Source organism: Vibrio vulnificus CMCP6 (assembly GCF_000039765.1).
Classification (GTDB): Bacteria; Pseudomonadota; Gammaproteobacteria; order Enterobacterales; family Vibrionaceae; genus Vibrio; species Vibrio vulnificus_B.
On sequence record NC_004459.3, the window covers coordinates 2,359,915 to 2,381,488 of the forward strand.

19 protein-coding genes are annotated in these 21,574 nt (G+C 49.6%); 15 read left to right on the forward strand and 4 right to left on the reverse strand.

The genetic code is table 11. The features are described from left to right. Positions 1-14 precede the first annotated feature (14 nt). Genes VV1_RS10990 through VV1_RS11030 form a run of 9 tightly spaced genes read left to right on the forward strand, consistent with a single transcriptional unit; the run spans position 15 to position 7,868 of the window. On the forward strand, positions 15-584 hold the full coding sequence (locus VV1_RS10990; RefSeq protein WP_043920972.1) for a hypothetical protein: 570 nt from the start codon (positions 15-17) through the stop codon (positions 582-584). Next, entirely contained in the window at positions 574-1,671 is a 1,098-nt protein-coding gene (locus VV1_RS10995) for a CpaE/TadZ family protein (RefSeq protein WP_242603032.1), read from the forward strand. The genes VV1_RS10990 and VV1_RS10995 overlap by 11 nt, the downstream gene beginning before the upstream one ends. Continuing rightward, a complete protein-coding gene (locus tag VV1_RS11000; protein WP_011080203.1) occupies positions 1,671-2,963 on the forward strand; it encodes a TadA family conjugal transfer-associated ATPase in 1,293 nt (430 codons plus the stop codon). The genes VV1_RS10995 and VV1_RS11000 overlap by 1 nt, the downstream gene beginning before the upstream one ends. A 9-nt stretch (positions 2,964-2,972) precedes the next feature. Beyond that, on the forward strand, positions 2,973-3,857 hold the full coding sequence (locus tag VV1_RS11005; RefSeq protein ID WP_011080204.1) for a type II secretion system F family protein: 885 nt from the start codon (positions 2,973-2,975) through the stop codon (positions 3,855-3,857). 3 nt (positions 3,858-3,860) lie between these two features. Then, positions 3,861-4,742 (forward strand): type II secretion system F family protein, encoded by an 882-nt coding sequence (locus VV1_RS11010; protein WP_011080205.1) that lies wholly within the window; start codon positions 3,861-3,863, stop codon positions 4,740-4,742. 47 nt (positions 4,743-4,789) lie between these two features. Further along, the gene (locus VV1_RS11015; protein WP_011080206.1) at positions 4,790-5,530 is read left to right on the forward strand and encodes a tetratricopeptide repeat protein; all 741 of its coding nucleotides are present in this window, start codon (positions 4,790-4,792) and stop codon (positions 5,528-5,530) included. Continuing rightward, on the forward strand, positions 5,527-5,994 hold the full coding sequence (locus VV1_RS11020; RefSeq protein ID WP_011080207.1) for a TadE/TadG family type IV pilus assembly protein: 468 nt from the start codon (positions 5,527-5,529) through the stop codon (positions 5,992-5,994). The genes VV1_RS11015 and VV1_RS11020 overlap by 4 nt, the downstream gene beginning before the upstream one ends. Next, the gene (locus tag VV1_RS11025) at positions 5,981-6,469 is read left to right on the forward strand and encodes a TadE/TadG family type IV pilus assembly protein (RefSeq protein WP_011080208.1); all 489 of its coding nucleotides are present in this window, start codon (positions 5,981-5,983) and stop codon (positions 6,467-6,469) included. Before VV1_RS11020 ends, VV1_RS11025 begins: the two co-directional genes overlap by 14 nt. A 1-nt stretch (position 6,470) precedes the next feature. After that, positions 6,471-7,868, forward strand: a complete 1,398-nt coding sequence (locus VV1_RS11030; RefSeq protein WP_011080209.1) for a VWA domain-containing protein — start codon at positions 6,471-6,473, stop codon at positions 7,866-7,868. Positions 7,869-8,015: 147 nt separating this feature from the next. On the opposite strand, the gene VV1_RS11035 is transcribed toward VV1_RS11030, so the two are convergent. Together VV1_RS11035 and VV1_RS11040 are read right to left on the reverse strand one after the other, a co-directional pair. Continuing rightward, positions 8,016-8,603 (reverse strand): FMN-dependent NADH-azoreductase, encoded by a 588-nt coding sequence (locus tag VV1_RS11035; protein WP_011080210.1) that lies wholly within the window; start codon positions 8,601-8,603, stop codon positions 8,016-8,018. A 188-nt stretch (positions 8,604-8,791) separates the two neighbouring features. After that, entirely contained in the window at positions 8,792-11,644 is a 2,853-nt protein-coding gene (locus VV1_RS11040; protein ID WP_011080211.1) for an Ig-like domain-containing protein, read from the reverse strand. Between the two features lie 338 nt (positions 11,645-11,982). On the opposite strand from VV1_RS11040, the gene hrpA reads away from it, so the two are divergent. Together hrpA and VV1_RS11050 are read left to right on the forward strand one after the other, a co-directional pair. Further along, positions 11,983-15,915 (forward strand): ATP-dependent RNA helicase HrpA, encoded by a 3,933-nt coding sequence (hrpA, locus tag VV1_RS11045; protein WP_011080212.1) that lies wholly within the window; start codon positions 11,983-11,985, stop codon positions 15,913-15,915. 120 nt (positions 15,916-16,035) lie between these two features. After that, positions 16,036-16,533: an outer membrane beta-barrel protein gene (locus VV1_RS11050; RefSeq protein ID WP_011080213.1), complete on the forward strand. Its 498-nt coding sequence runs from the start codon at positions 16,036-16,038 to the stop codon at positions 16,531-16,533. 36 nt (positions 16,534-16,569) lie between these two features. Here the strand turns inward: VV1_RS11050 and VV1_RS11055 are convergent, their stop codons facing one another. After that, a complete protein-coding gene (locus VV1_RS11055; protein ID WP_011080214.1) occupies positions 16,570-17,022 on the reverse strand; it encodes a hypothetical protein in 453 nt (150 codons plus the stop codon). A gap of 213 nt (positions 17,023-17,235) precedes the next feature. Between VV1_RS11055 and VV1_RS11060 the strand changes: the two genes are divergently transcribed. From VV1_RS11060 to VV1_RS11075, 4 genes are all read left to right on the forward strand, one after another. Next, the gene (locus VV1_RS11060; RefSeq protein ID WP_011080215.1) at positions 17,236-17,634 is read left to right on the forward strand and encodes a hypothetical protein; all 399 of its coding nucleotides are present in this window, start codon (positions 17,236-17,238) and stop codon (positions 17,632-17,634) included. A 43-nt stretch (positions 17,635-17,677) separates the two neighbouring features. Then, entirely contained in the window at positions 17,678-18,139 is a 462-nt protein-coding gene (locus VV1_RS11065) for an OsmC family protein (RefSeq protein ID WP_011080216.1), read from the forward strand. A gap of 219 nt (positions 18,140-18,358) precedes the next feature. Then, positions 18,359-19,267, forward strand: coding sequence for an esterase/lipase family protein (locus VV1_RS11070; RefSeq protein WP_086016922.1), 909 nt, complete (start codon positions 18,359-18,361; stop codon positions 19,265-19,267). Positions 19,268-19,283: 16 nt separating this feature from the next. Continuing rightward, positions 19,284-20,126, forward strand: coding sequence for a lipase secretion chaperone (locus VV1_RS11075; protein ID WP_011080218.1), 843 nt, complete (start codon positions 19,284-19,286; stop codon positions 20,124-20,126). A 52-nt stretch (positions 20,127-20,178) separates the two neighbouring features. Here the strand turns inward: VV1_RS11075 and emrD are convergent, their stop codons facing one another. Beyond that, on the reverse strand, positions 20,179-21,384 hold the full coding sequence (emrD, locus tag VV1_RS11080) for a multidrug efflux MFS transporter EmrD (RefSeq protein WP_043920973.1): 1,206 nt from the start codon (positions 21,382-21,384) through the stop codon (positions 20,179-20,181). Positions 21,385-21,574 lie beyond the last annotated feature (190 nt).

The following is a 21,574-nucleotide window of genomic DNA, read 5'->3' on the forward strand; positions in this document are numbered from 1 at the left end:
GGATCATAAACAAAATGATGAACAAACGATCGCATCTTTGGATGCTTGCGACGGCGGTGCTGTTGGCGGCAGGTTGCACGTCAACCTCCGAGTTTACCGAGCAACGCGAAGTGACGCTGAGCTCAAACAAGGCCATTTTACCAACTCTTGAACAATTGCTTCTCCCAACACAGCACAGATTAGAGCAAGGGGAAGTTTCGGTGCTGATTCGCACACAACAACTCTCTCACAACAGCTTGTCGCAGTGGCAACAACAGCTAAGTGACACCCTTTCTTTGCCTGTCGACATTCGTTGGCAGCAAGTGGACCAAGCACAAGTGGAGCTGAAAATCGGCGTTTCGCTGCAGCCAAATACTTGTCGGTTTGAACCTCAACTGGAGTTAACTGAGGCGCAGTGCCGCCACCAACGCCGTCTACAAATAGCGATGGCTAATCAACATCATTATCGAAAAGGGGCGCCATTGCTGATTACCGAGAGTAGCTTAGAAGTTGGTGCGGTTGAACGCTTGCGCCAAGGCAGCGTGAGAATCGCCGATGACCCTGCAAAAATTACCGACGGTTCGGGAGGTGAAGGTGGAAACTAAACGCCAATCTATGATGGTTTTTGCCAAAAAGGGCTCGCAACTGACGGTGATTGAATCGGCGGTTGATCGCATTCCTCAGCTTGACTGTCAAATTCACGCGCGAAGCATGAGCGCGGCGATCTCCCATTTGGCTGAGCGTCACTGCGGGGATATCTTGCTGCTGCAAGTTGAGCGAGAGGATTTGGAACAACTGCCTGCCTTGGCGAAGGTCACGCCTCCGGGGTGTCAGGTCATTCTGTTTGGCGATGAAATATCGCTCTCAGAATACCGTCATCTGATGCAGATGGGCATTGCGGATTACTTGGCTCTGCCACTTGACCCGACCGCGTTGCACAAAAGTTTATTGCATCTTTTGGGGATCCACGCGCAAAAGGGATTCCAGCAAGGACAGGTTTACCTTGTCAGTGGCACCAGTGGCGGGGTGGGTACCTCGACCGTTGCGGCCAATTTAGCGGTGGAGCTGGCTAAGCATCGCTCGGTAGCACTGGTGGACTTCAACCTGAATTTCACCCAACACCCTATTTTACTTGGGGTTGACTATCAACCATCGCTTGATCGTCTGGTTCATGATGTTGAGCGAGTTGACGCCGTTTTGATTAAGCAATTTGGCCAAAATATCGGACATCAATTGAGTCTGTTTTATGCAGAGGGGCAGGAGGAGTTATCGGTGCAGCAGCGAATCAATGTCGTCACGAAACTGAAGCAACAGTTCGCCTATGTGATTTTGGATGTGCCTCATTACTTGATTGAAAAAGTAGAGCATTTGTTGGTTTCCGCCGACAACCTTTTGCTAGTGCATGACTTCTCATTGCAGGCGGGTCGCCGAGCCGATGGCATTTTGTCAAAGCTGGATGGGTATTTGCACCATGTTCACCTCGTTGGTAATCAGAGCCGATCGAAATCGCACAAACCGTGGAGTGAGAAACAGTTGTTTGAGGCGTGGTCGATCACTCAATTCAGCGAATTGCCATTCGACAGTAAAGCGGTGCAGGCGGCAGAGCACCATGGCGAGCCATTGGTGACCCGAGGAGGCAAGCTTGCGAAGGCAATTGGCAAACTCAAAACACGCTTGGCGGGGATGGCGTAATGTTCGGCAATAAAACCCAAATGGTTAATGTTTCACGAGGCAACCCTCTCGTGATGCCGGAGGCGGCGCAAACGGCGTTTGAAAAGCTGATAGAACCTTCCGAAGCGGTCAAATTAACGCGCAAGCAATTACAGCAAGAGATCAAAAAAGCGGTCGCACAATTGTCGGCACAGCAGTTGCTGCCATACAACCAGAGTGAACTGGCGATTCTGGTGGAGCAGTTGTGTGATGACATGCTCGGGGTTGGCCCAATTCAATGCTTGGTGGAAGACCCCAGCGTGAGTGACATTTTGGTTAACGGACCTGAGCAAATTTACATTGAGCGACAAGGCAAGTTGTTGAAAACAGACATCCGTTTTCGCGATAAAAAACACCTGCTCAATGTTGCGCAGCGAATCGTTAACGCCGTTGGTCGTCGCCTCGATGAATCCACTCCGTTGGTGGATGCACGTTTGGAAGATGGCAGCCGAGTCAACATTATTGCACCGCCGTTAGCGCTAAACGGCGTGTGCATTTCTATTCGTAAGTTTCCAGAACGGCAATACGATCTGCCGGGGCTTGTCGCGTTTGGCAGTTTGAGTGAAGAGATGGCGCAATGCCTCGCACTCGCCGCACGTTGCCGTTTGAACATTCTTGTTTCCGGCGGAACTGGCGCAGGTAAAACCACCTTGCTCAACGCCATGAGCACGCCAATCAGCGACGATGAACGCATCATCACCATTGAGGATGCCGCAGAGTTGTCGCTGACCCAGCCACATTGGATTCAGCTCGAAACACGAACCGCCAGTTCAGAAGGAACCGGGGCTGTAACGGTGCGCGATTTGGTCAAGAACGCGCTGCGGATGCGCCCAGATCGCATCATTCTCGGCGAGGTACGTGGTGCCGAAGCGTTTGACATGTTGCAAGCGATGAACACGGGTCATGATGGTTCACTGTGTACATTGCACGCTAACTCGCCAGCGGATGCGATGCTGCGTCTTGAGAATATGTTGATGATGGGGGCAGAACAGATCCCGTCAGCGGTTTTGCGCCAGCAAATCAGCTCAGCGTTGGATCTAGTGGTGCAGCTTGAGCGCTCTCATGATGGCAAACGTCGTGTGACTGCCATTTCCGCGGTTGGAGGGATCGAGCAAGGTCAGATTGTCGTGCACCCGCTGTTTGAGTGTTGCTTAGATGACCAGGGGCAGGGGGTGTATCAGCAAGGAACATTGCCGAGAAATTTACTCGAACGTGCCCGCCATTTCGCACTCGACCGCCAATGGCAAGCCTTGTTTTCAAACGAAGAGCGCTAGGAGAGAGCCATGCTAGGGCTAATGTTTTTGTTCGTCTGGCTCGCGTTGGGTGCGTGGTTGATACGCGCTCGACGTGAGAATACGAAACGAGAAAAGCAGCGTCACCGCTACCTTAAACCCTTAGTATCGGTGGAAAAAAAGCGTCCGCAATGGCTCGCTTTTTACACGCGCTTGGAAACCTTATTGGGTACGTCCCGCTTGCAAAAGTACCGTTTGTACTTGGTCATGCTCACTGTAGGGCTGTTTATCACCTTACTGTCACAAGGAATGGCGCCACTGACCACACTGATTTTGGTGGTGGTCATTTCCGTGATGATGACGGTGTTGGCGTTTCGCCATTTTGAGCAACTGGCTATTAACGAGTTCAGCATGCAAATGCCAGACATCATCGACAGTATGGAGCGTGCCGTTAAAGTCGGCGCGCCTTTGCATGACATCTTTTTCGCGCTTTCCGAGCAGTATCAAGGCAGTGCCAAGCGTCTGTTTCTGGCGATGCATGATCGGCTCAAACTGGGTCATAGTGTCGAAAGAGTGATGCAGTTCGCCGCTCAACAGATGCCCAGCCAAGAGTTTCGCTTCCTAACGACTTTACTGAGCCTACAAAGTGAAACCGGCGGTAAATTGTCGCACATGCTTAAACAGCTTGGCCAAACTCTGCGTGAGCGCAGCTTAATGGAAAGTCGCGTGCGAACCATCACGTCGGAATCTCGCACCTCAGCCAAAGTACTGGCGATACTGCCACCGGTGTTGATTGGGGTGTTGTACGGCTCGGCCAAAGAGCATTTTGACTACTTGCTACGTGACGCAACCGGGCAGTGGATCTTGCTTTATGTGGTATTGAGCGTCGTCACTGGCTTGTTGTTGATTCGTCAACTGACCAAATTTAAGGGGTAGAAGATGGTCATCGCACAAATTGTAATGCTGGTTAGCGCGCTAATGCTGTTGGTGGTGACAAGCTTGTTGTGGCACAACACGAGTCAACGCAAGCGTCGTGAAGCGCGTCTTTCACACTATGTGAAACGTCAAGCGGCGGCTTCGTCCTCCAATCATTCCTTAATGCATAACTGGATCACGCAAAATGAAAAAGCGCGTTTAAGTCGCTTACTGGCGAACGCGGGTTTTCATAAACCTCAGGCGTTATCGTGGTTATTGTTGGCCAAGTTTGGCAGCGGCATTTTGGTGGCGCTCCTGCTGCTGATGCGCCAATCCATCAATGGCGAAGCGATCGTAAGCATGTTGTCGCTTACCTTGGTGCTGGTGGGGTATGTGTTGGGCGCCAATGGCCCAGAGTGGTGGTTGAACTTAAATGCGGACAGATACCGCAAGAAGCTCAAACAATCCGCCCCCGACGCGATTGATCTGCTGGTGTTGTGTGTGGAATCGGGATTGTCACTCAACCGTGCCTTTGAACGCGTGGCTCGTTACCTACAAGAGCAACATGCGCCCATGGCGGAGCAGTTTCGCGTGACTTCAGCTGAATTGGATTTGCTGAACGACCGCACTCAAGCGCTCAATAACTTAAGCTGGCGAACCGGTATTCCAGAGTTACATACGTTAGCCACGACACTGACGATGGCGGACAAATATGGCTCGCCACTGGCTGATACCTTACGTCAAATCAGTGAAGATGCGCGTCGACAACGCGCGCTCGATATTGAAGAAAGAGCCGGTAAATTGCCGGGCAAAATCACGTTGATTCAGATGACCATGATCATGTTGCCGATGTTGGTGATGGTGATTTCGCCGATTCTTTCTCAACTTCTCACCAGTCTGGCCTAGCTTCAATGTTGGACCGCAGTACCTCTGTGCTCCTTTAGGAACAAATCATGAAATTTGCCTCAAAACTTATTCTTTCCGTTGTCAGCATTTTGCTCGTGGGATGCGCTGCGCCAGCATCGCAACCCAGCGCAGAATCGCTCAACAGCTTGGCCGATACCGCATTTGAGTATGCGCGTTACGATTCTGCCAAAAGCAAGTATCAACAAGTGCTTGATGTGTATCCTGAACAACCGCATGCACGCTTGATGCTGGCGCGCATCGATCTCTTGCAAGATCGGCCGCATGCAGCGCAAAGTCAATTGCAGCAACTGCTGACAGAAAAAGCCGACAATGCGGCGGAAGCGGCGTTCATTCTTGGCCGTTATCAGCTCAATCAGGGGGATGCACTCAGCGCCAGCAATTATCTTCAACAAGGCCTCGCATTGGATGAGCAGCACGCAGGGCTGCACAATTTGCTTGCGATTGCCCTAGATGAGCAACAACGCACGGCGCAGGCCAAACAGCATTTCCTCCGCGCGATGGAACTGGAGCCCGATAGCAAAAGTTTTCGCGTTAACCTCTCGTTTCACTATTTATTGCAAGGGCAGTTCAAGCAAGCACAGTTGTTATTGCAACCGCTGATGAAAGGCAATCAAGTGCCGGACTTCGTCACGCAACATTACGCCTTAGTGTTGTTGGCACAACAACAAGAACAACAAGCGTTTTCGCTGCTCAGCCGCAGTATGTCAGAACAACAAGCGGAGCATGATATCGCTTTGTTGAAGCAGCAGTTGAGTCGTTTGCAATGAGAAGTCGTCAATCTCAAAACGGCAGTGTCAGCGTGGAAGCGGCGCTGATCATGCCGGTGCTGTTAGCGCTGGTTTTGCTCTTTTTCGAAATTGGCCGCGTGCAGTGGCATTTTTCATCCCTCGATCATGCGGTTCAGCAAGCGAGGCGAGCAACCCAGCTCAAGCAAGAGGCTGATCCGAACGCGCTCATTGAACATTTTTCGCAACAGTTGCTGTTACACAGTCCGGAGTTAACCAGTGAAGCCACCATAGAGCCTCAATGGCACCCTTCGATTGCACAATGGCTCGGCGTGGCCGCAACCGAGGAAACGACACAGGTGCGATTGCAACAAGGGGTGATCGTATTGACGGTAACACTCTCATTACCCGCGTTAGCGATTCCTCTGTTGAGTGAACGCGAGATGACGTACACCTACCGAAACCAAGTGGCCTTAATCCCGGAGAAAGCGTTTGAAACTGAATAGACTCTCTCGCCGCCGTGTTCAAACTGGCAGTGTGGCGGTAGAAGCATTGATGTTTATCCCTTTGTTGCTGGTAATGGCGCTGGCGTTTGTCGATCTCACTTCGCTGATTCGCAGTAACGATAAAGTGCAAGATATCAGCCATACCTTGGTTCGATCGATCTCAATGCAGGATATCCAAGATGGCAATGAACTGCGCGGATGGATGCCCGCCTATCTCCAGCAAGCGGAACAGCTAATGGCCAAGCCCGGCTCAGTGCTCGGAGTCAAAGTCCAGTTTTTCTCTGAGCAAAACAGCTTTGTGCTGGCAGAAGGGGCGTGCCAGCCACCAGAGCTGCAAGCGGAGCTGACCGAGGTGGATCTGTGGATGGTGAGTGTGTGTTACCAACCCGCACCCAAAGACTTGTTGTCACGTGTATTGGTGCTGTTGAGTGAACAGCAATCTCTTGTTAGCCATGCGATTTACAAAAGGAGATAACATGCGCAAGCAAACGGGTGGAATTTCGGTGTTCATGCTGGTCTTGTTGATGAGCATGTTGGTGTTTGCCGCATGGGTGACGGATGTGATGCGTATTTACAGTGTGCATAACCAAATGGCGAACGCGACGGATGCCGCACTCGCGTCGGCGATCATCAGTGAGGTGCCAGAAAGTACGGCGGTGGAACTGCTGCATGCCAACCTTACCTCCGGAGCGGCAAGCCCTTATGTGGAAGAGGTGCGTCTGACTCATCTGCGTGATGAGCAAGAGGAAAGTTTGCAAGTGGCGTTGGATTTTGTGCCCAACTCGCTCAACATCGCGGCGCAAGAGAGTGTGCCGATCCGCACCAACGCCAAAGCGGGCATCAGTAGCAACAAAGCGGAAATCGTCTTTATGCTCGATGTTTCCAACTCGATGTCTGGTGAGCCGATGAACAAAACCAAAGAGGCGTTGCTGGCCTTTGCGGACAAGCTTTACGCTCGTGGTAACCGCAATCAAAATTACGTGGTCAGCATTGTGCCCGCGTCAGGTAACGTCAATACCGGGCCGATGGAAGAAATCTATCTGGGTTCGTTTCGCCGCTACGATCACGCGCAAGTCAAACGTGAAAATCGTTGGAGTGACATGTTCGATAGAGCCAGTGGGCGAACGCCAGCCGTACCGGGAAGACAACGTAACGCGATGTGCCGCGATCTTGATTTTGAGGGAAACAATCCCGCGACGTTAGGCTTACGTTATTTTCGTAACCTCGAGAAAGCGCCTCAGTTTGCCAGCAACAATTCAAAGCGCATTATCCGCCCAATTCACAAGCCAGCGGTACTGCACTTTGATGATGGAACACCGCTGGATCCGCCTGTTTATCCGTCGACCAATCCGAGCAATAACTATCGTCCTTTTCACGAAGACAAAGCCATTTTTGATGACATCGAATGTCACGTAAATCCGATTGTGCCGTTTATCACCGAGCGTCGACACTTTGAATCCACCGTCCAACGTCTCGTGCCCGGCATGAACACCAATAATGCGGAAGGAATGGTGTGGGCGATGCGTTTACTCTCTCCGTATTGGCAGGGGATATGGGATAAAACCCGTCCAGAATTGCCACGCCGATACAGTGATGAAACGAGCAACAAATACTTAGTGATGTTTTCTGATGGCAATCATTTGATTGATCCCGCGTTTCGCGACAAAAAAATGAAGCTAATTTGTACACAGCTCAAGCAGCCAGGCCGTGGTGTTAAGGTCATGACGGTTAACTTTGGTGGAGCGGCAAGTGAACGTTTGATGCAATCTTGTGCGTCTGGTCCGGAGTATTACCACGTGGCGAGTTTGTTTAGCGTTGAAAAGGTGTTTGAGCAGATCGCAGAGCAAGTGATCAGCAGTTCGTTGATCGAGTAACGCAAGGGTAGAAGCCTGATGAAAAAAGCCCTCACATCATGTGAGGGCGTAAACAAACTGGCACGAAGTGGGCAAGGTGCTATCAATCCGTTGGTGTGCCAGGCAGTGGAATCTATACGGGTGCTGTGACTTAAGTTGTTAGCGTACTTAAGCTGTTAGCGCTGCAAGGTGCTCACTCGCTGAAGCCAAACCTTTATTGGCAAAATCGTCACCCATGTTCAGCGCTTCAGCGTAGACAAATTCAACCTCTGTGATGCCAACAAAACCCAGTACGGTTTTCAAGTACGGTGTAATGATGTCAGAAGCTGCGTCTTTATGAATCCCGCCGCGTGTTGTCACGATCACGGCTTTCTTGCCTTCAATCAGACCTTTCGGGCCTTGCTCGGTGTAAGTGAATGTCACCCCTGCACGCGCAATCAAATCGATCCAGTTTTTCAATTGAGTCGGGATGGTGAAGTTGTACATAGGTGCCGCAATCACTAGGGTGTCTGCCTCTTTGATTTCATCAATCAAGGTGTCTGACAATGTCACAATTGCTTGTTGCTCGGCAGTCAACTCACCCGCAGCGCGCAGAGCGGTTGCCACCTGAAAATCTAAAACCGGCAATGGTTGCTGCGCCAGATCGCGTACAACGAGCTGCTGGTGGTCGAAATGGTTGATGAACTCGTCAACCAGTTTGTTTGATTGTGAGTAATCGCCAAGAATGCTTGATTTTAATACTAGTAAACGAGACATAGTGAATTCCTTAGATGGGTGTTCAAACGATGAAGTCATTCTATCGAGTTCATCTTAGGGATGAAGCGTTGAAATTCGCTCATCTCATTCGAAAAAACTGAATGAGTTATTGCTAATGTAGTCGTGGCGTTAAATACGACAGAGATAAAGAAAAAGAGCCGCAGATGCGGCTCTAGAGAGGCAGACGATTACTGGTTTTGTTCGATCATTTGATTGAAGTAATCCACTTGTTCTGCCATTGAAAGGCTTTCAGTATTGGAACCTAAGGTCCAGATAAAGAAGCCGCCATAGCCATTCTGTTTTTGCCAACGTGCACGCTCAATGTTGTTTGCGCGGGTTTCCACAAAGCGCCCGTTTGGTCCCCATTGGCTGTTGATGGTCGCCCCAAGGATGATTTTCGACGGATCGCCTACGTGCTCGGCATAGTTGGCCATTGCCACGTCATATCGGAAGTTTTCCCCCGCGTCATAGGCCATCACATTGAAGAAATCGATGCTCTGTTTGGTGTTTTGCAACAAAGAGATCACTTCACCGTGATGAATAGAGCGTGCAGGTTCAATAAATGAGCAGTTCTCAAACACCGCTGGGTTTGAACACGCTTCTGGATCCGCACCGACGTGATAGGTGGTCAGTGAGAGCAGCTTGCTGTCGCCCACTTGAGCACGAATACGTTGAATCAGGTCTTCCAAATTGCGATTCGATTGTTCGGTCAAACGCGCGGTCGTCTCGTAGTCGAAGTCGATACCATCAATAGAAACGTAACCTGCCAGCTGATACTTGCTGTAGTCACATTGGCCGCTCCAATCGGTCGCCAAACACTCGCCAACCATCTCTTCCGGTTTCAAATTGCGTTTGTAAACTGGGTAAGGTTGGTTCATCAGTTTCACCAAACTGTTGGCGATATTCTGACGGCCTTGCTCGGTCGCCATGTCGTTCCACATGCTTTCGTAGGTCGCGCCGCCAAAGGCCACCATCATCGCTTTGCGCGGTTGGGCATGTTTGAGTTCCGTCCACGATTGATACGTTGGTGACATCCAATCGGAGTTGTAGCTTGGGGTCAGCATGTCGTCACTGATTTGGATATTGCCGGCGCTGTCCCACTTACCAAAGGAGAGGAAGTAAGCATCACCCTGAGAGCGTTGAAGCTCTTCGATGTTGGTCAAACCCCAAGAGGTAAGATAGGTGATGCTGCGATCTGGGTTGTCACGCAAGCCAGTATCGGGCTTGGCTTCTTTGACTTCGATGTGCGAAACCACCGAAGTTTGCTCGTTGCCTTTGGAATCCGTCGCGATTGCATAAAGCTGATGTTGGCCAAGCTGTGCCCCTAACCACTCATGTTGGTATGGGCTTTGTGTTACCGTCGCAATCAGCAGGTCATCGGCGTAGAAACGCACTTGCGTGACTTCTCCGACAAAACTCGACGCATCTGCGGTCAACGTGATCGCACGGCCTTGAGTAAAGACCGAACCGTCGCTTGGTGAGGTGAGCCCCACAACCAGTGTTTTATCCGTGATTGCCAAGGTAATTGGTGATGTTTCGCTGCTCGCGCCTTTGTCGTCATAGGCCATCGCCGTCAATTGGTACAAGCCCTCAGCTTGCCCCGCGATTGTGAGGCGATAAGTGTCGACACCTTGTTGCCCGTCAGCGGTTGCCACCACTTTTCCATTAAGTAGCACGTCGACTTTTTCGATATCACCGTCTTGGTCAGTCGCGGTTAACATGACATCGAATGGTTGGTTCGGTGTGAGGCGATCGCCATGCGATGGTGAAAGCAGATCGACTTCTGGCGCGTAATTAGGGTCACATTGACCGACTTGATCCCAGGCATCTTTCCAAGCGTCCGGGTAGCTCGGGTGTCCGGTTCCAGGTGCCCATACAGGGTTGCCACACCAACCAAACACTTTACAAGAGAAAATCTCGCCGACATTGGTGACTTGATCGCCCACTTGGTAATTGACGCCATCTTGATAGCGAGGCACATCGCCACAACTGTTATTGGACTCGGTCACCGAGATGTTAACTTGCGCTACGCTTTGTAGCTTTTGTTCATCAACCGCGGTGGCCGACAGCGTCACGCTACCAGCATGGTCAGGCTGCCATTCACATTCGAAAGGCGTGCTTTCGGCAGGTTCAAATTGGCAAATCTCTACGCCATTGGCATCCAAGGTGACGCTCTTTAAATCGTCATCGGCGTCAAAGGCTTCAACCGCAATGGCAATACGTTCTGTTTTCTTAAAGCTTTGACCACTTTGTGGTGTCAGGAAGCGCACTTCTGGCGCACTGTACTGGTGATCCGGAATGACGGAAACAGACACGCTTTGTGATTCCAACTGTTTACCTGCATGGTCAAATGCCAGCGCGGTGACAGTCTGAATTCCTGTGGTGTTAGGTGTCCAGCTTTGCTGATATTCCAGCGTGTTTTGGTCCACTTTTTGCTCGCCAAGTCGACGATTTTCGGCCCAAAATTCCACTTTGTCTGCCGGACCAGAAAGAGAAATGGAGATAGAAGTCGGCTCTGATACGGTTAGTGTGGCACCTTCAACAGGTGCAAGAATGGTGAGTTCAACTTCAGGGTCCACTGGAGGAAGAGTGCCCCCGTCGCCATTGAACTTAATGCTCTGTTCAAATTGGGCCAAATCGTTCAGTTGCCCGTTGTAACCTATGGTCAACTGAAACGATTGATTGGCTTGCAAAGTGGTTTTGACCCAATCCCCCTGAGGAAATTGAAACGTCACGATATGCCTTACACCACCTTGGATGGGTTGATGAGTGATGGCGCTGCTTGGGTAAGAAAGGTGCTCTGACGCCCATTGAACATCGTTGACCGCACTTGGCAAAACAAACTCGATGTTCGATTCACGCATGTCAATTTGGCTATCACCGGCGTTGCTCACTTGCACACGATAAGTGCTCCACCATTGGCTTTCTGAAGGCGCTTGCACGCCGATTTGCACCGTTTCTGCCAATGCCGCAGAGATTGGATTCAATGCGAACCCAACCGTGAGCATCAAGCTGGCGAGTGTTGTGGTTTTTCTGTACATGGTTTTTCCCTATTGTTTCACTTTCCAATGAGCTTGGTTTCGAAGGAAATAGTACTTCGAGATAAAACAATTTGATTGAAGGAAAATTCTTACAAATTAGTGGTTTGGCTTGTAAATTGACAACGAATTTGCAAATTCTGGTGGAATGTCACAATTGCATCTTATGCTCAGATAGAGACAAGAAAGGTCCGTTTTCTATTGGTGTTTATCGAAGTTGTTGATGTTATTGATTTGATAAATTAATAAAGCGAAAGGAGGCGAGATGCGCACTTCGCGCGGCCAGCCTCGGTGTGATACAATCCGCGCAGTTTTATCCCATGAAATGAATAGGAAATGCTTTGACTTCGTCACAGCCAAATACAGAATCCCATGCTTCTGAGCAAAAGGCTCAAGCAAACAGCGCCGCGTCATTACGCAAGGCGCTCAGTCAGTGTTTGATCAAAGATCGCTTTCGCCTGAGTAAGCGCATTGCAGGTGCCAGTAAAATTAATAAAGAATCGGCACGCAACGCGGTGTTTGATGAGATCGCACTGGACATCGCCAAATCCATGATGGAAGTGGAACAGCGCAGCCGCTATCAACCGAAAATTGAGTACCCAGAAATCCTGCCTGTTAGTCAGAAGAAAGATGACATTGCAGACGCCATTGCTCATCACCAAGTGGTGATTGTGGCGGGTGAAACGGGCTCAGGTAAAACCACGCAGCTACCAAAAATCTGCGCCGAATTAGGCCGTGGTAAGTTTGGTTTGATTGGCCATACTCAGCCACGCCGCTTAGCGGCACGCTCGGTGGCCAATCGCATTGCCGAAGAGATGGAAACGCAACTGGGGGATTTCGTCGGTTACAAAGTTCGATTTAACGATCAAATCTCCGAAAATACCCAAATTAAATTGATGACAGACGGTATCTTGCTGGCCGAGATCCAACACGACCGTTTCCTTAATCAATATGACACCATCATCATCGATGAAGCGCACGAGCGCAGCCTGAATATCGATTTTATCTTGGGTTATTTGAAAGAGTTGCTGCCACGTCGTCCTGATCTGAAAGTCATCATCACGTCGGCAACCATTGACCCAGAGCGATTCTCCAACCACTTTGGCGGCGCGCCGATCATTGAAGTGTCGGGACGGACTTATCCTGTGGAAACGCGCTACCGTCCGTTAGGTGGCGAAACCGAAGACGATCGTGACCAACTTGAAGGCATCTTTGACGCGGTTGACGAGCTGTGCGACGAAGGCTTGGGCGACATTCTTATCTTCATGAATGGTGAGCGTGAAATTCGCGATACCGCAGATGCGCTGGCCAAACGTAAGCTCAAAGATACTGAGATTGTGCCGCTTTACGCGCGTCTTTCTGCGGGCGAGCAAAATAAAATCTTCCAGCCGCATACTGGCCGCCGCATTGTCTTAGCGACCAACGTTGCTGAAACCTCGTTAACCGTGCCGGGCATCAAGTACGTGATTGACCCTGGTACCGCGCGTATTAGCCGTTACAGCTATCGCACCAAAGTACAGCGACTGCCCATTGAGCCGGTTTCTCAAGCCAGTGCCAACCAGCGAAAAGGTCGTTGTGGTCGTGTGCAAGAAGGTATCTGTATTCGTCTCTACTCTGAGGACGATTTCAATTCGCGTCCTGAGTTTACCGATCCTGAAATTCTGCGCACCAACTTAGCGTCGGTTATCTTACAGATGACCGCGTTGGGCCTTGGCGATATTGAAGCATTCCCATTTGTTGAAGCGCCAGATAAACGCAATATTCTTGATGGTGTACGCTTGCTTGAAGAGTTGGGTGCCATCAACAGCAACGCCAAAGATCCGAAAAAACGCCTCACCGCGGTGGGCAAGCAGTTGGCTCGTTTGCCAATTGACCCTCGCTTAGCGCGCATGGTGTTGGAAGCGCCAAGATTTGGTTGTTTGAAAGAAGTCATGATCATTGCAGCGGCCTTGTCGATTCAAGACCCGCGTGAGCGACCTTCAGACAAACAGCAATCGGCAGATGATAAGCATCGTCGCTTCTACCATGAAGATTCTGATTTCCTCACCTTTGTGAATTTGTGGAATCACATTCAGAAGCAACAAAAAGCCTTGTCGGGCAACCAGTTCCGTCGTCAGTGCAAAGACGATTACCTCAACTACTTGCGTGTGCGTGAGTGGCAAGATGTTTACTTCCAAATCCATCAATCGATGCGTGAGATGGAGTTCAAGCTCAATAGTGAACCCGGTTCTTACGATGCGGTGCACAGCGCGATTTTGACTGGCCTGTTATCGCATATTGGGATGAAAGATCAGGAGAAAAATGAGTATCACGGCGCACGCAATGCCCGTTTCCATATTTTCCCTGGCTCTGGTCTGTTTAAGAAACAGCCAAAGTGGGTGATGTCGGCAGAGCTGGTCGAAACCTCGAAACTGTGGGGCCGAATTATTGCCAAGATTCAACCAGAATGGATTGAACCACTGGCGAAGCATTTGATTAAGCGTAGCCACAGCGAACCGCATTGGTCGAAGAAGCAAGCGGCCGTGATGGCGTACGAAAAAGTGATGCTCTATGGCATTCCGATTGTGCCTAAGCGCTTGGTGAATTATGGCAATATCGATGCGTCAGTGAGCCGTGAGATCTTCATTCGCAGTGCGCTGGTGGAAGGGGATTGGGAAACCAAACACGCGTTCTTCAAACAAAACCGTAAATTGCTGCTCGAAGTGGAAGAGCTGGAGCACAAATCTCGTCGTCGCGATATTTTGGTCGACGACGAAGAGCTGTTCCAATTTTACGATCAACGCGTCGGTACGGAAGTGGTCTCTGGACGCCATTTCGACACCTGGTGGAAGCAAGCATCGAAGAAAGAGCCTGAGCTGCTGAACTTTGAAAAAGAGATGCTGTTCAAAGGCGATGCAAGCCACGTGACGGATTTGGATTACCCGAATTTCTGGCATCAGAATGGCTTGAAACTCAAGTTGAGCTACCAGTTTGAGCCGGGTGACGACAGCGACGGCGTCACGGTGCACATTCCATTGCCGATTTTGAACCAAATTGATCCGGCGGGCTTCGATTGGCAAATCCCGGGCTTGCGTCATGAATTGGTGGTGAGCTTGATTAAGTCGCTACCGAAGACGCTGCGCAAAAACTTTGTGCCTGCGCCAAATTATGCCGATGCATTCCTATCTCGCGTTACTGCAATGGAAATGCCGTTGCTCGATGCTTTAGAGAAAGAGCTACGCCGCATGACCGGGGCGACGGTGCTGCGTGAAGATTGGAAACTGGATCAAGTTCCTGACCATCTGAAAGTGACTTTCCGTGCGGTTGATGAAAGAAATCGTAAACTGAAAGAGCACAAAGATCTTCATGAGTTAAAAGAAAGCCTAAAAGAGAAGGTGCAAGAAACCTTATCGAAAGTGGCGGATGACGACATCGAGCAACAAGGCTTACATACATGGAGCTTTGGCGAGTTGCCACAGGTATATCAGCAGAAACGTGGCGGTTATCAGGTTAAGGCGTTCCCTGCGCTGGTTGACAACAAAGACAGCGTAGAAATCAAGCTCTACGAAACCGAGCAAGAGCAGATCAGTGCAATGAAAGCCGGTCAACGCCGTTTGATCTTGTTGAATGTGCCATCGCCGATTAAGTATCTGCATGCGAACTTGCCGAACAAATCGAAGCTGGGCCTGTACTTTAACCCGTATGGCAAAGTGCTTGATTTGATCGACGACTGCATTGCTTGTGGCGTTGACAAGCTGATTGAAGAGCAGGGCGGCTTAGTTTGGGAGCCAGAAAAATTTGAAGCGTTGAAGGAACACGTGCGCGCAGAATTGGGCGACACGGTGGTGGATATCGCCAAGCAAGTGGAAACGATTTTGACCACGGCCTTCAACATCAACAAAAAGCTCAAAGGTAAGATTGATTTCACCATGGCATTTGCTCTGTCGGACATCAAAGCGCAAATCGAAGGTCTGATCTTCAAAGGCTTTGCCACGGAATGTGGTTGGAAACGACTGCCAGACATCTTGCGTTACATGAAAGCGATTGAGCGTCGAATGGAAAAACTGCCTATCGACCCGAACAAAGATCGCTTACATATGTTGAAGATTGAGTCGGTAGTCAAAGACTACAAAGAGCTATTGAACAAGATTCCGAAAGGATTAGCGGTACCGGAAAATGTGAAAGAGATTCGTTGGATGATCGAGGAGCTGCGAGTCAGTTTCTTCGCTCAGCAGCTCGGAACACCTTATCCGGTCTCCGATAAACGAGTAAAAAACGCTATAGAAGCTTGCTAATACGTTGTTTACTGTAGGCATATAATTTGCATACGCTATAATAACGGATATTGATATGTCGGTCAGGTGGCAAAACCATGCCACCTGAATGACTGACTAGTAAACAAGAGAAGGTTAACAATGAAAAAGACTCTTTTAGCACTAGCGCTTATCGGCGCGTCATCAACTGCGATGGCAGATTCATGGATTTACGGCGGTGCGAGTGTAGGTCAGTCTGACTACAAAGGCGAAAGCGACACGTCTTACTCACTGCATGTAGGTACAGGTATTCTACCTATCATCGGTATTGAAGGTGGTATCACTCAACACGGTACATTTGGTATTGATTACTCAGGCACTAAGCGTGACACCAAGTTGAGCTCTTACTACGCGGCGCTAAAACCAAGCATCGATTTTGGCCCACTGCACATTTGGGCAAAAGGTGGTCTGCACTCATGGGACAAAGAAGTGACTGGTCTTTCTTCTTCCAATGATGACGGCGTAGATATCATGTACGGTGTGGGCGCTGAATACTTTATCTTTGGTCCACTTTCTGTCGGCGCAAGCTACATGAACTACACCATGGACAAAGATGACGTGGGTACTTTCTCACTGAACGCGACGCTACACTTCCTATAAGCTGACGCGAAATTGTTCCTATAAACCGCTACCTTGTTAGCGGTTTATTTTTATCCCCACTTTCTCAAAACGTGCTTCCACCGACGGTTGTTCTTGGTGATACCACTCCCTAGGCATGGCGTTTTCTAGCCCCGCTTCTTTCAGACTTGCTTGTTCATCTTTGGTGATCACCGCGTAGTGCAGCCATTGCTCAAACAGCGATGTCAGTGATAGCAAAGAGATCTGCTCATGGTCTTTCCAGTAGGCTTTCAGCAAACCGACGATGCTCTGCTCAGGCACGAGTGGCTCAATGACACATTGCTTGGTGGTGATAACCGAAGACGAACGAGGCAACTTTTCTCTTGCTAAGAGCCAATCAGGCTTGCCTTGACGCGTGAGCAACTGGTGCTGATAGCAATAATAAGGGAAAAGGAAGCGCTCGATGGCGTGCCAACGTTCAGCTTTCACTTCTAACAAGATGTGCTGCAGTTCTAGATGGGTGTCGTACATAAATGCGATGTGGCTTTACAGTAAACTCGAATCGGATGGGCTTATTGTAACGCAGTTCTGCGTGAAAGCGTGGTTTGGCGGAGTAAGCAAGTGAATCAATTCGCGTTATTCTGGTTGGCTTATGAGGCCATAAAATATCAGAATCGGGATTGTCTTGATATCAAAAGGGTTTTCTATAATCATCTTTTTATAAAGCTAACTAGATGAAAAACAATGAAAATAACACATACCATTTACATCCATTCTGCATTTTTAACCTTTATTGTAGTGGTCATGCTTTTTTCTTCGGTGGTTTGGGCAAACGACACTTGGTCTGATCCTATGGAGGAGAGCATGCTTAATAAGTACATCATGGGGCGTGTCTTTGTAGAGCAATATCCGCAGCAAGAGACAATGCGTTGCCATTCTTGCCTAGAACAAAGTGTGATTGAGTTTGATACCCAAACCCGCACGGCACTTTACTCCCATCCCGGTGGGGAAGAAGGCTACACCAGCATCTATAAATACGAAGATCACACCATTCGTCTCAACGGCTTATTGCTGCACATCAAGTTACAAGAAGACAGAGTTGCATTAGAGACCGAGAGTGGCGTAGTGTTTCTCTCCAATTAGAACTTTGGCGTCAAAAGCTGGTTTTGCCATTCATGGAGGGAAGATGGCGGAGTACAAAGCGAAAATAGTGTGGCAGCGTCAGGCGAGCGAAGTGTTCTCAGACAATCAATACAGCCGAGGTCACATGTGGGAATTTGATGGTGGTGTGCAGGTACCTGCATCGGCATCGCCACATGTGGTGCCACTGCCGCTTTCTGTGGCGGAAAATGTGGATCCTGAAGAAGCGTTTGTTGCTGCTCTTGCAAGCTGTCACATGCTAACGTTCCTCGGTATCGCAGCGAAACAGCGCTACGTGATTGACGAATACATCGACGACGCTGTTGGAATCATGGAAGAGAATGAGCAGGGCAGAATGTGGGTGGCCAAAGTGGTTTTGCGACCGACCATCCGTTTTTCCGGTGACAAGCAGCCTGATCGACACGCTTTGGAAAAACTGCATCATTTAGCACACCAGCACTGCTTTATTGCGAACTCCGTGAAGAGTGAAGTGGTTACCGAAATTTAGTAAAAGCTAATAAAAACAAAACCTTACTTTATGCGGTATCGTGCAATGTTCACCATTCTTGTTGAACTGCAAGATATGCTCACGAATGTTAAATTAATGTTACTCATTAATGCCGCTTTCGCTGAATTTCCCTTCTACTTTTAATTAGCTCCTCAGAGGTCCGATTAGTAGAAGGAAAATAACTTGAAACGGAAAATATTGTTCGCTGCTCTCTGGTGTATGAGTGCCGCTGCCCTCGCAGGGACCAGCACCTCATCTCTCAATCAAACGGGGTATACGCAAACGCGTTACCCTATCGTGTTAGTCCATGGTCTGTTTGGCTTTGATAAGTTGGCTGGCGTGGATTATTTCTATGGTATTCCTGAATCCTTAACCAAAGATGGTGCCAAGGTGTATGTCGCGCAAGTCTCTGCTACCAACAGCAGTGAAGTGCGTGGTGAGCAGCTCCTATCACAAGTAGAAATGCTGTTGGCAGCCACTGGCGCAGCAAAGGTCAATTTGATTGGTCACAGCCATGGTGGGCCGACTGCTCGTTATGTTGCGTCTGTTCGGCCTGATCTCGTGGCGTCGGTCACCAGCATTGGTGGGGTCAACAAGGGCTCTAAAGTGGCGGACTTAGTCCGAGGTCATGTTTCTGAAGGCTCGCTTACCGAAGCACTGGCAGTGAAGCTCGCGGAGGGGCTTAGCGGTCTAATTGGTCTACTATCCGGTGGCAGTGGTTTGGATCAAGATCCGCTAGCGTCACTGGATGCACTTACAACGCAAGGGTCATTGCGCTTTAACCAATTCTACCCAGAGGGACTGCCTCAAACCGAGTGCGGCGAGGGTGAGATGTTGGCTGGCAATGGCGTCTATTACTACTCGTGGACGGGTTCGAGCACCTATACCAACGTTTTGGATCCCGCCGACGCACCAATGGCCATTCTTGGTTTAGCGTTTGCCGGTGAAGCGAATGATGGCCTTGTTGGTGCGTGTAGTACCCATTTGGGTAAAGTGATTCGTGACGACTACAAAATGAATCACTTAGATGAGATCAATGGTCTGTTGGGTATTCATCATTTGTTTGAAACGGATCCCGTCACCCTTTATCGCCAGCACGCCAATCGTCTGAAACTACAAGGGCTGTAGCCTCAAAGGGAACGTTATGAAAAAGACCGCACTGACCATTATCACGATCGCCTTGGGGAGCCTCGGTGCGGTCTATTTTTTACCTTCGGAGCCCGCTGCGCAAAAAGACATTCGCGCTACCTCTCAGCACGATACCTCGGTTGATAACACATCGGCCAAGGCCTTTTTGGACTACTCACTCTCCACGCTAGGTGAAAAACCTTTGCAGACAATAACGCAAGATGTGGTTAGAGAAGAGAGGGCGTTAGGCGAATTGCAGTTGGATGAGCAGCTATTCGCACTTTACCTTCGCTACAAGCAAGCTCTTGCTGATTTAGATATTGAAATAACGGGGTCAGACATCATCTCATTAGAAACCTTGCATCAAGCGATACTCGATCTACAGCGAGAGTACTTTTCAGCGCAACAAATCGACCTGATTTTTGGCGAGGAAAACCAATTAAGGGCGCTTGCTCTGGAAAAAGCGCGCTTGAGTGAACAGGGCTATTCAGCAGAAGAGCAGAAACAGCTCTGGCGTGATCATTTGGCACTGCAACCGGAATACGTTCAAGAAAGTGACGCCAACCGCCGATTGATGAGTGAATTAGCGCAAGGAGAAGATGCACAAACCACTTATCTCAAGCGAGTGGAACTCGTGGGCGAGGCTGGAGCACAGCGACTGGAAGTGTTGGACCAAAATCGCGCCGAGTTTGATCGCGTTTTTCAACATTACTTAGTGCAACGCAGTGCGATTCTTGATGACCTCGGCTTGAGCGATGAGCAAAAGCACAAACAAATCACAATGTTGAGAGAAACCAGTTTCGACGCAAAACAGTGGCGCAGAATTGAAGCACTTGAACGCATTGCAGATGGTGGATAATCGCTATCGGAGCAAATAAAAAAAGAGGCGATGAAATCGCCTCTTAGAAAGATCAGATTGCCAGCGGCATTTCATTGGAAGAATCAGGTTTACGATAGACCAAACGCAACCCTAACATCGCAAGGATGGACATTGCGAGCATGAGGCAGCCAAGAGGCAGTTGATCTTGGGCTGGGAACAAGGAGGCGATTAATGTCGCGATACCTGCTCCTAGATTTTGCATACCGCCCAAAATAGCGCCACCGGTTCCCGCGTGATAAGGGAAAGGAGCCAGTGCTCCCGTGGTCGCCGCTGGGAACAAAATGCCTGCGCCAAGGAAGTAAATTGTCGCACCACCGACCAACGTCAGTGCCGTTGTTTGACCAAACAGACCTGGAATTAGCACCACGGCTGCGCCGATCAGTATTGCGACCAAGCCAACGTTCAGAGCACGCTTTTGTGAGCGACGCTGCGCAATGTAGCTGGATAAGCCCGCACCAATCAGATAGCCCGGGATCGGCAATACAAATAGAATGCTGACGACAGTCGCAGGCAGCCCTAACACACCGCCTAATAGCACGCCCGCCGCTGCCTCAAAAACCGCCACGCCAGCAAAGGTTGCAACTAAGCAAAGTAAGTAACCTTGGAAACGTTTGTTGGATAAAACGTAGTGGTAGCTGCGAGCAACAGGCTCGTGTTTACGTTTTTCTTTTGGCAACGTTTCCATCATGCTGGTCATCATGGTAATAATGACCGCAATAGCAAATAGCGCCAAAAACAAATAGCTTGAACGCCAGCCAAAGGTTTCCGTTAGCACGCCGCCCAATACAGGAGCCATCAGCGGTGAAAAGATCACGCACATGCTGATCAAACTGTTGGCGCGATGTAATTCAGCGCCTTCAAAACAGTCACGAGTCAGGGTGCGAGACATTGCACCACCACAACCGATCCCCAAGCCTTGAACAAAGCTACCGACAAGGAACCAAGTGTACTCGTGTGCAAACAGTGACAGCATAGTGCCGGCAATGTAAATCAATAGACCGGCGATGATGATCGGCTTACGGCCAAGGCGATCCGACAGTGGACCATAGACAAATTGCGATAATCCGTAAGGGATCAAATAGCACGCCATGACGGCCTGCAGTGCAGCAGGCGATACCAAAAACTCACTGGCCATGTGACCGATTGACGGCACGTACATGGTTTGAGTCATTTGACCCACAGCGGTCAAAATAGCGATCAAAAGGGTAAGCTTGGCTAATGGAAATGACGCGGACATCTGCGCAAATTCTCCGGCTAAATTAAAAACGAAAAAGACCATGACAGATCGGTAAGGACTGCCAGATGATGAGTTTTATAGGGATTTACGGCGCGAGATATTAGTCGTTGATGGCGTTGTGATCAATCCGGAAATGTGATCTTAAGCAAGATAAAAATCTATCATTTGCATTAGAAAAACTAATGATTAT

What these genes read in the sequence shown, in the direction of transcription:
- VV1_RS11020 (WP_011080207.1), top strand. Translation starts at nt 5,527, where the DNA reads ATGAGAAGTCGTCAATCTCAAAACGGCAGTGTCAGCGTGGAAGCGGCG.
- emrD (WP_043920973.1), bottom strand. Translation starts at nt 21,384, where the DNA reads ATGTCCGCGTCATTTCCATTAGCCAAGCTTACCCTTTTGATCGCTATT.
- VV1_RS10990 (WP_043920972.1), top strand. Translation starts at nt 15, where the DNA reads ATGATGAACAAACGATCGCATCTTTGGATGCTTGCGACGGCGGTGCTG.
- VV1_RS11030 (WP_011080209.1), top strand. Translation starts at nt 6,471, where the DNA reads ATGCGCAAGCAAACGGGTGGAATTTCGGTGTTCATGCTGGTCTTGTTG.
- VV1_RS11005 (WP_011080204.1), top strand. Translation starts at nt 2,973, where the DNA reads ATGCTAGGGCTAATGTTTTTGTTCGTCTGGCTCGCGTTGGGTGCGTGG.
- VV1_RS11015 (WP_011080206.1), top strand. Translation starts at nt 4,790, where the DNA reads ATGAAATTTGCCTCAAAACTTATTCTTTCCGTTGTCAGCATTTTGCTC.
- VV1_RS11075 (WP_011080218.1), top strand. Translation starts at nt 19,284, where the DNA reads ATGAAAAAGACCGCACTGACCATTATCACGATCGCCTTGGGGAGCCTC.
- VV1_RS11060 (WP_011080215.1), top strand. Translation starts at nt 17,236, where the DNA reads ATGAAAATAACACATACCATTTACATCCATTCTGCATTTTTAACCTTT.
- VV1_RS11070 (WP_086016922.1), top strand. Translation starts at nt 18,359, where the DNA reads ATGAGTGCCGCTGCCCTCGCAGGGACCAGCACCTCATCTCTCAATCAA.
- VV1_RS11050 (WP_011080213.1), top strand. Translation starts at nt 16,036, where the DNA reads ATGAAAAAGACTCTTTTAGCACTAGCGCTTATCGGCGCGTCATCAACT.
- VV1_RS11035 (WP_011080210.1), bottom strand. Translation starts at nt 8,603, where the DNA reads ATGTCTCGTTTACTAGTATTAAAATCAAGCATTCTTGGCGATTACTCA.
- VV1_RS11055 (WP_011080214.1), bottom strand. Translation starts at nt 17,022, where the DNA reads ATGTACGACACCCATCTAGAACTGCAGCACATCTTGTTAGAAGTGAAA.
- VV1_RS11010 (WP_011080205.1), top strand. Translation starts at nt 3,861, where the DNA reads ATGGTCATCGCACAAATTGTAATGCTGGTTAGCGCGCTAATGCTGTTG.
- VV1_RS11065 (WP_011080216.1), top strand. Translation starts at nt 17,678, where the DNA reads ATGGCGGAGTACAAAGCGAAAATAGTGTGGCAGCGTCAGGCGAGCGAA.
- VV1_RS11040 (WP_011080211.1), bottom strand. Translation starts at nt 11,644, where the DNA reads ATGTACAGAAAAACCACAACACTCGCCAGCTTGATGCTCACGGTTGGG.
- VV1_RS11000 (WP_011080203.1), top strand. Translation starts at nt 1,671, where the DNA reads ATGTTCGGCAATAAAACCCAAATGGTTAATGTTTCACGAGGCAACCCT.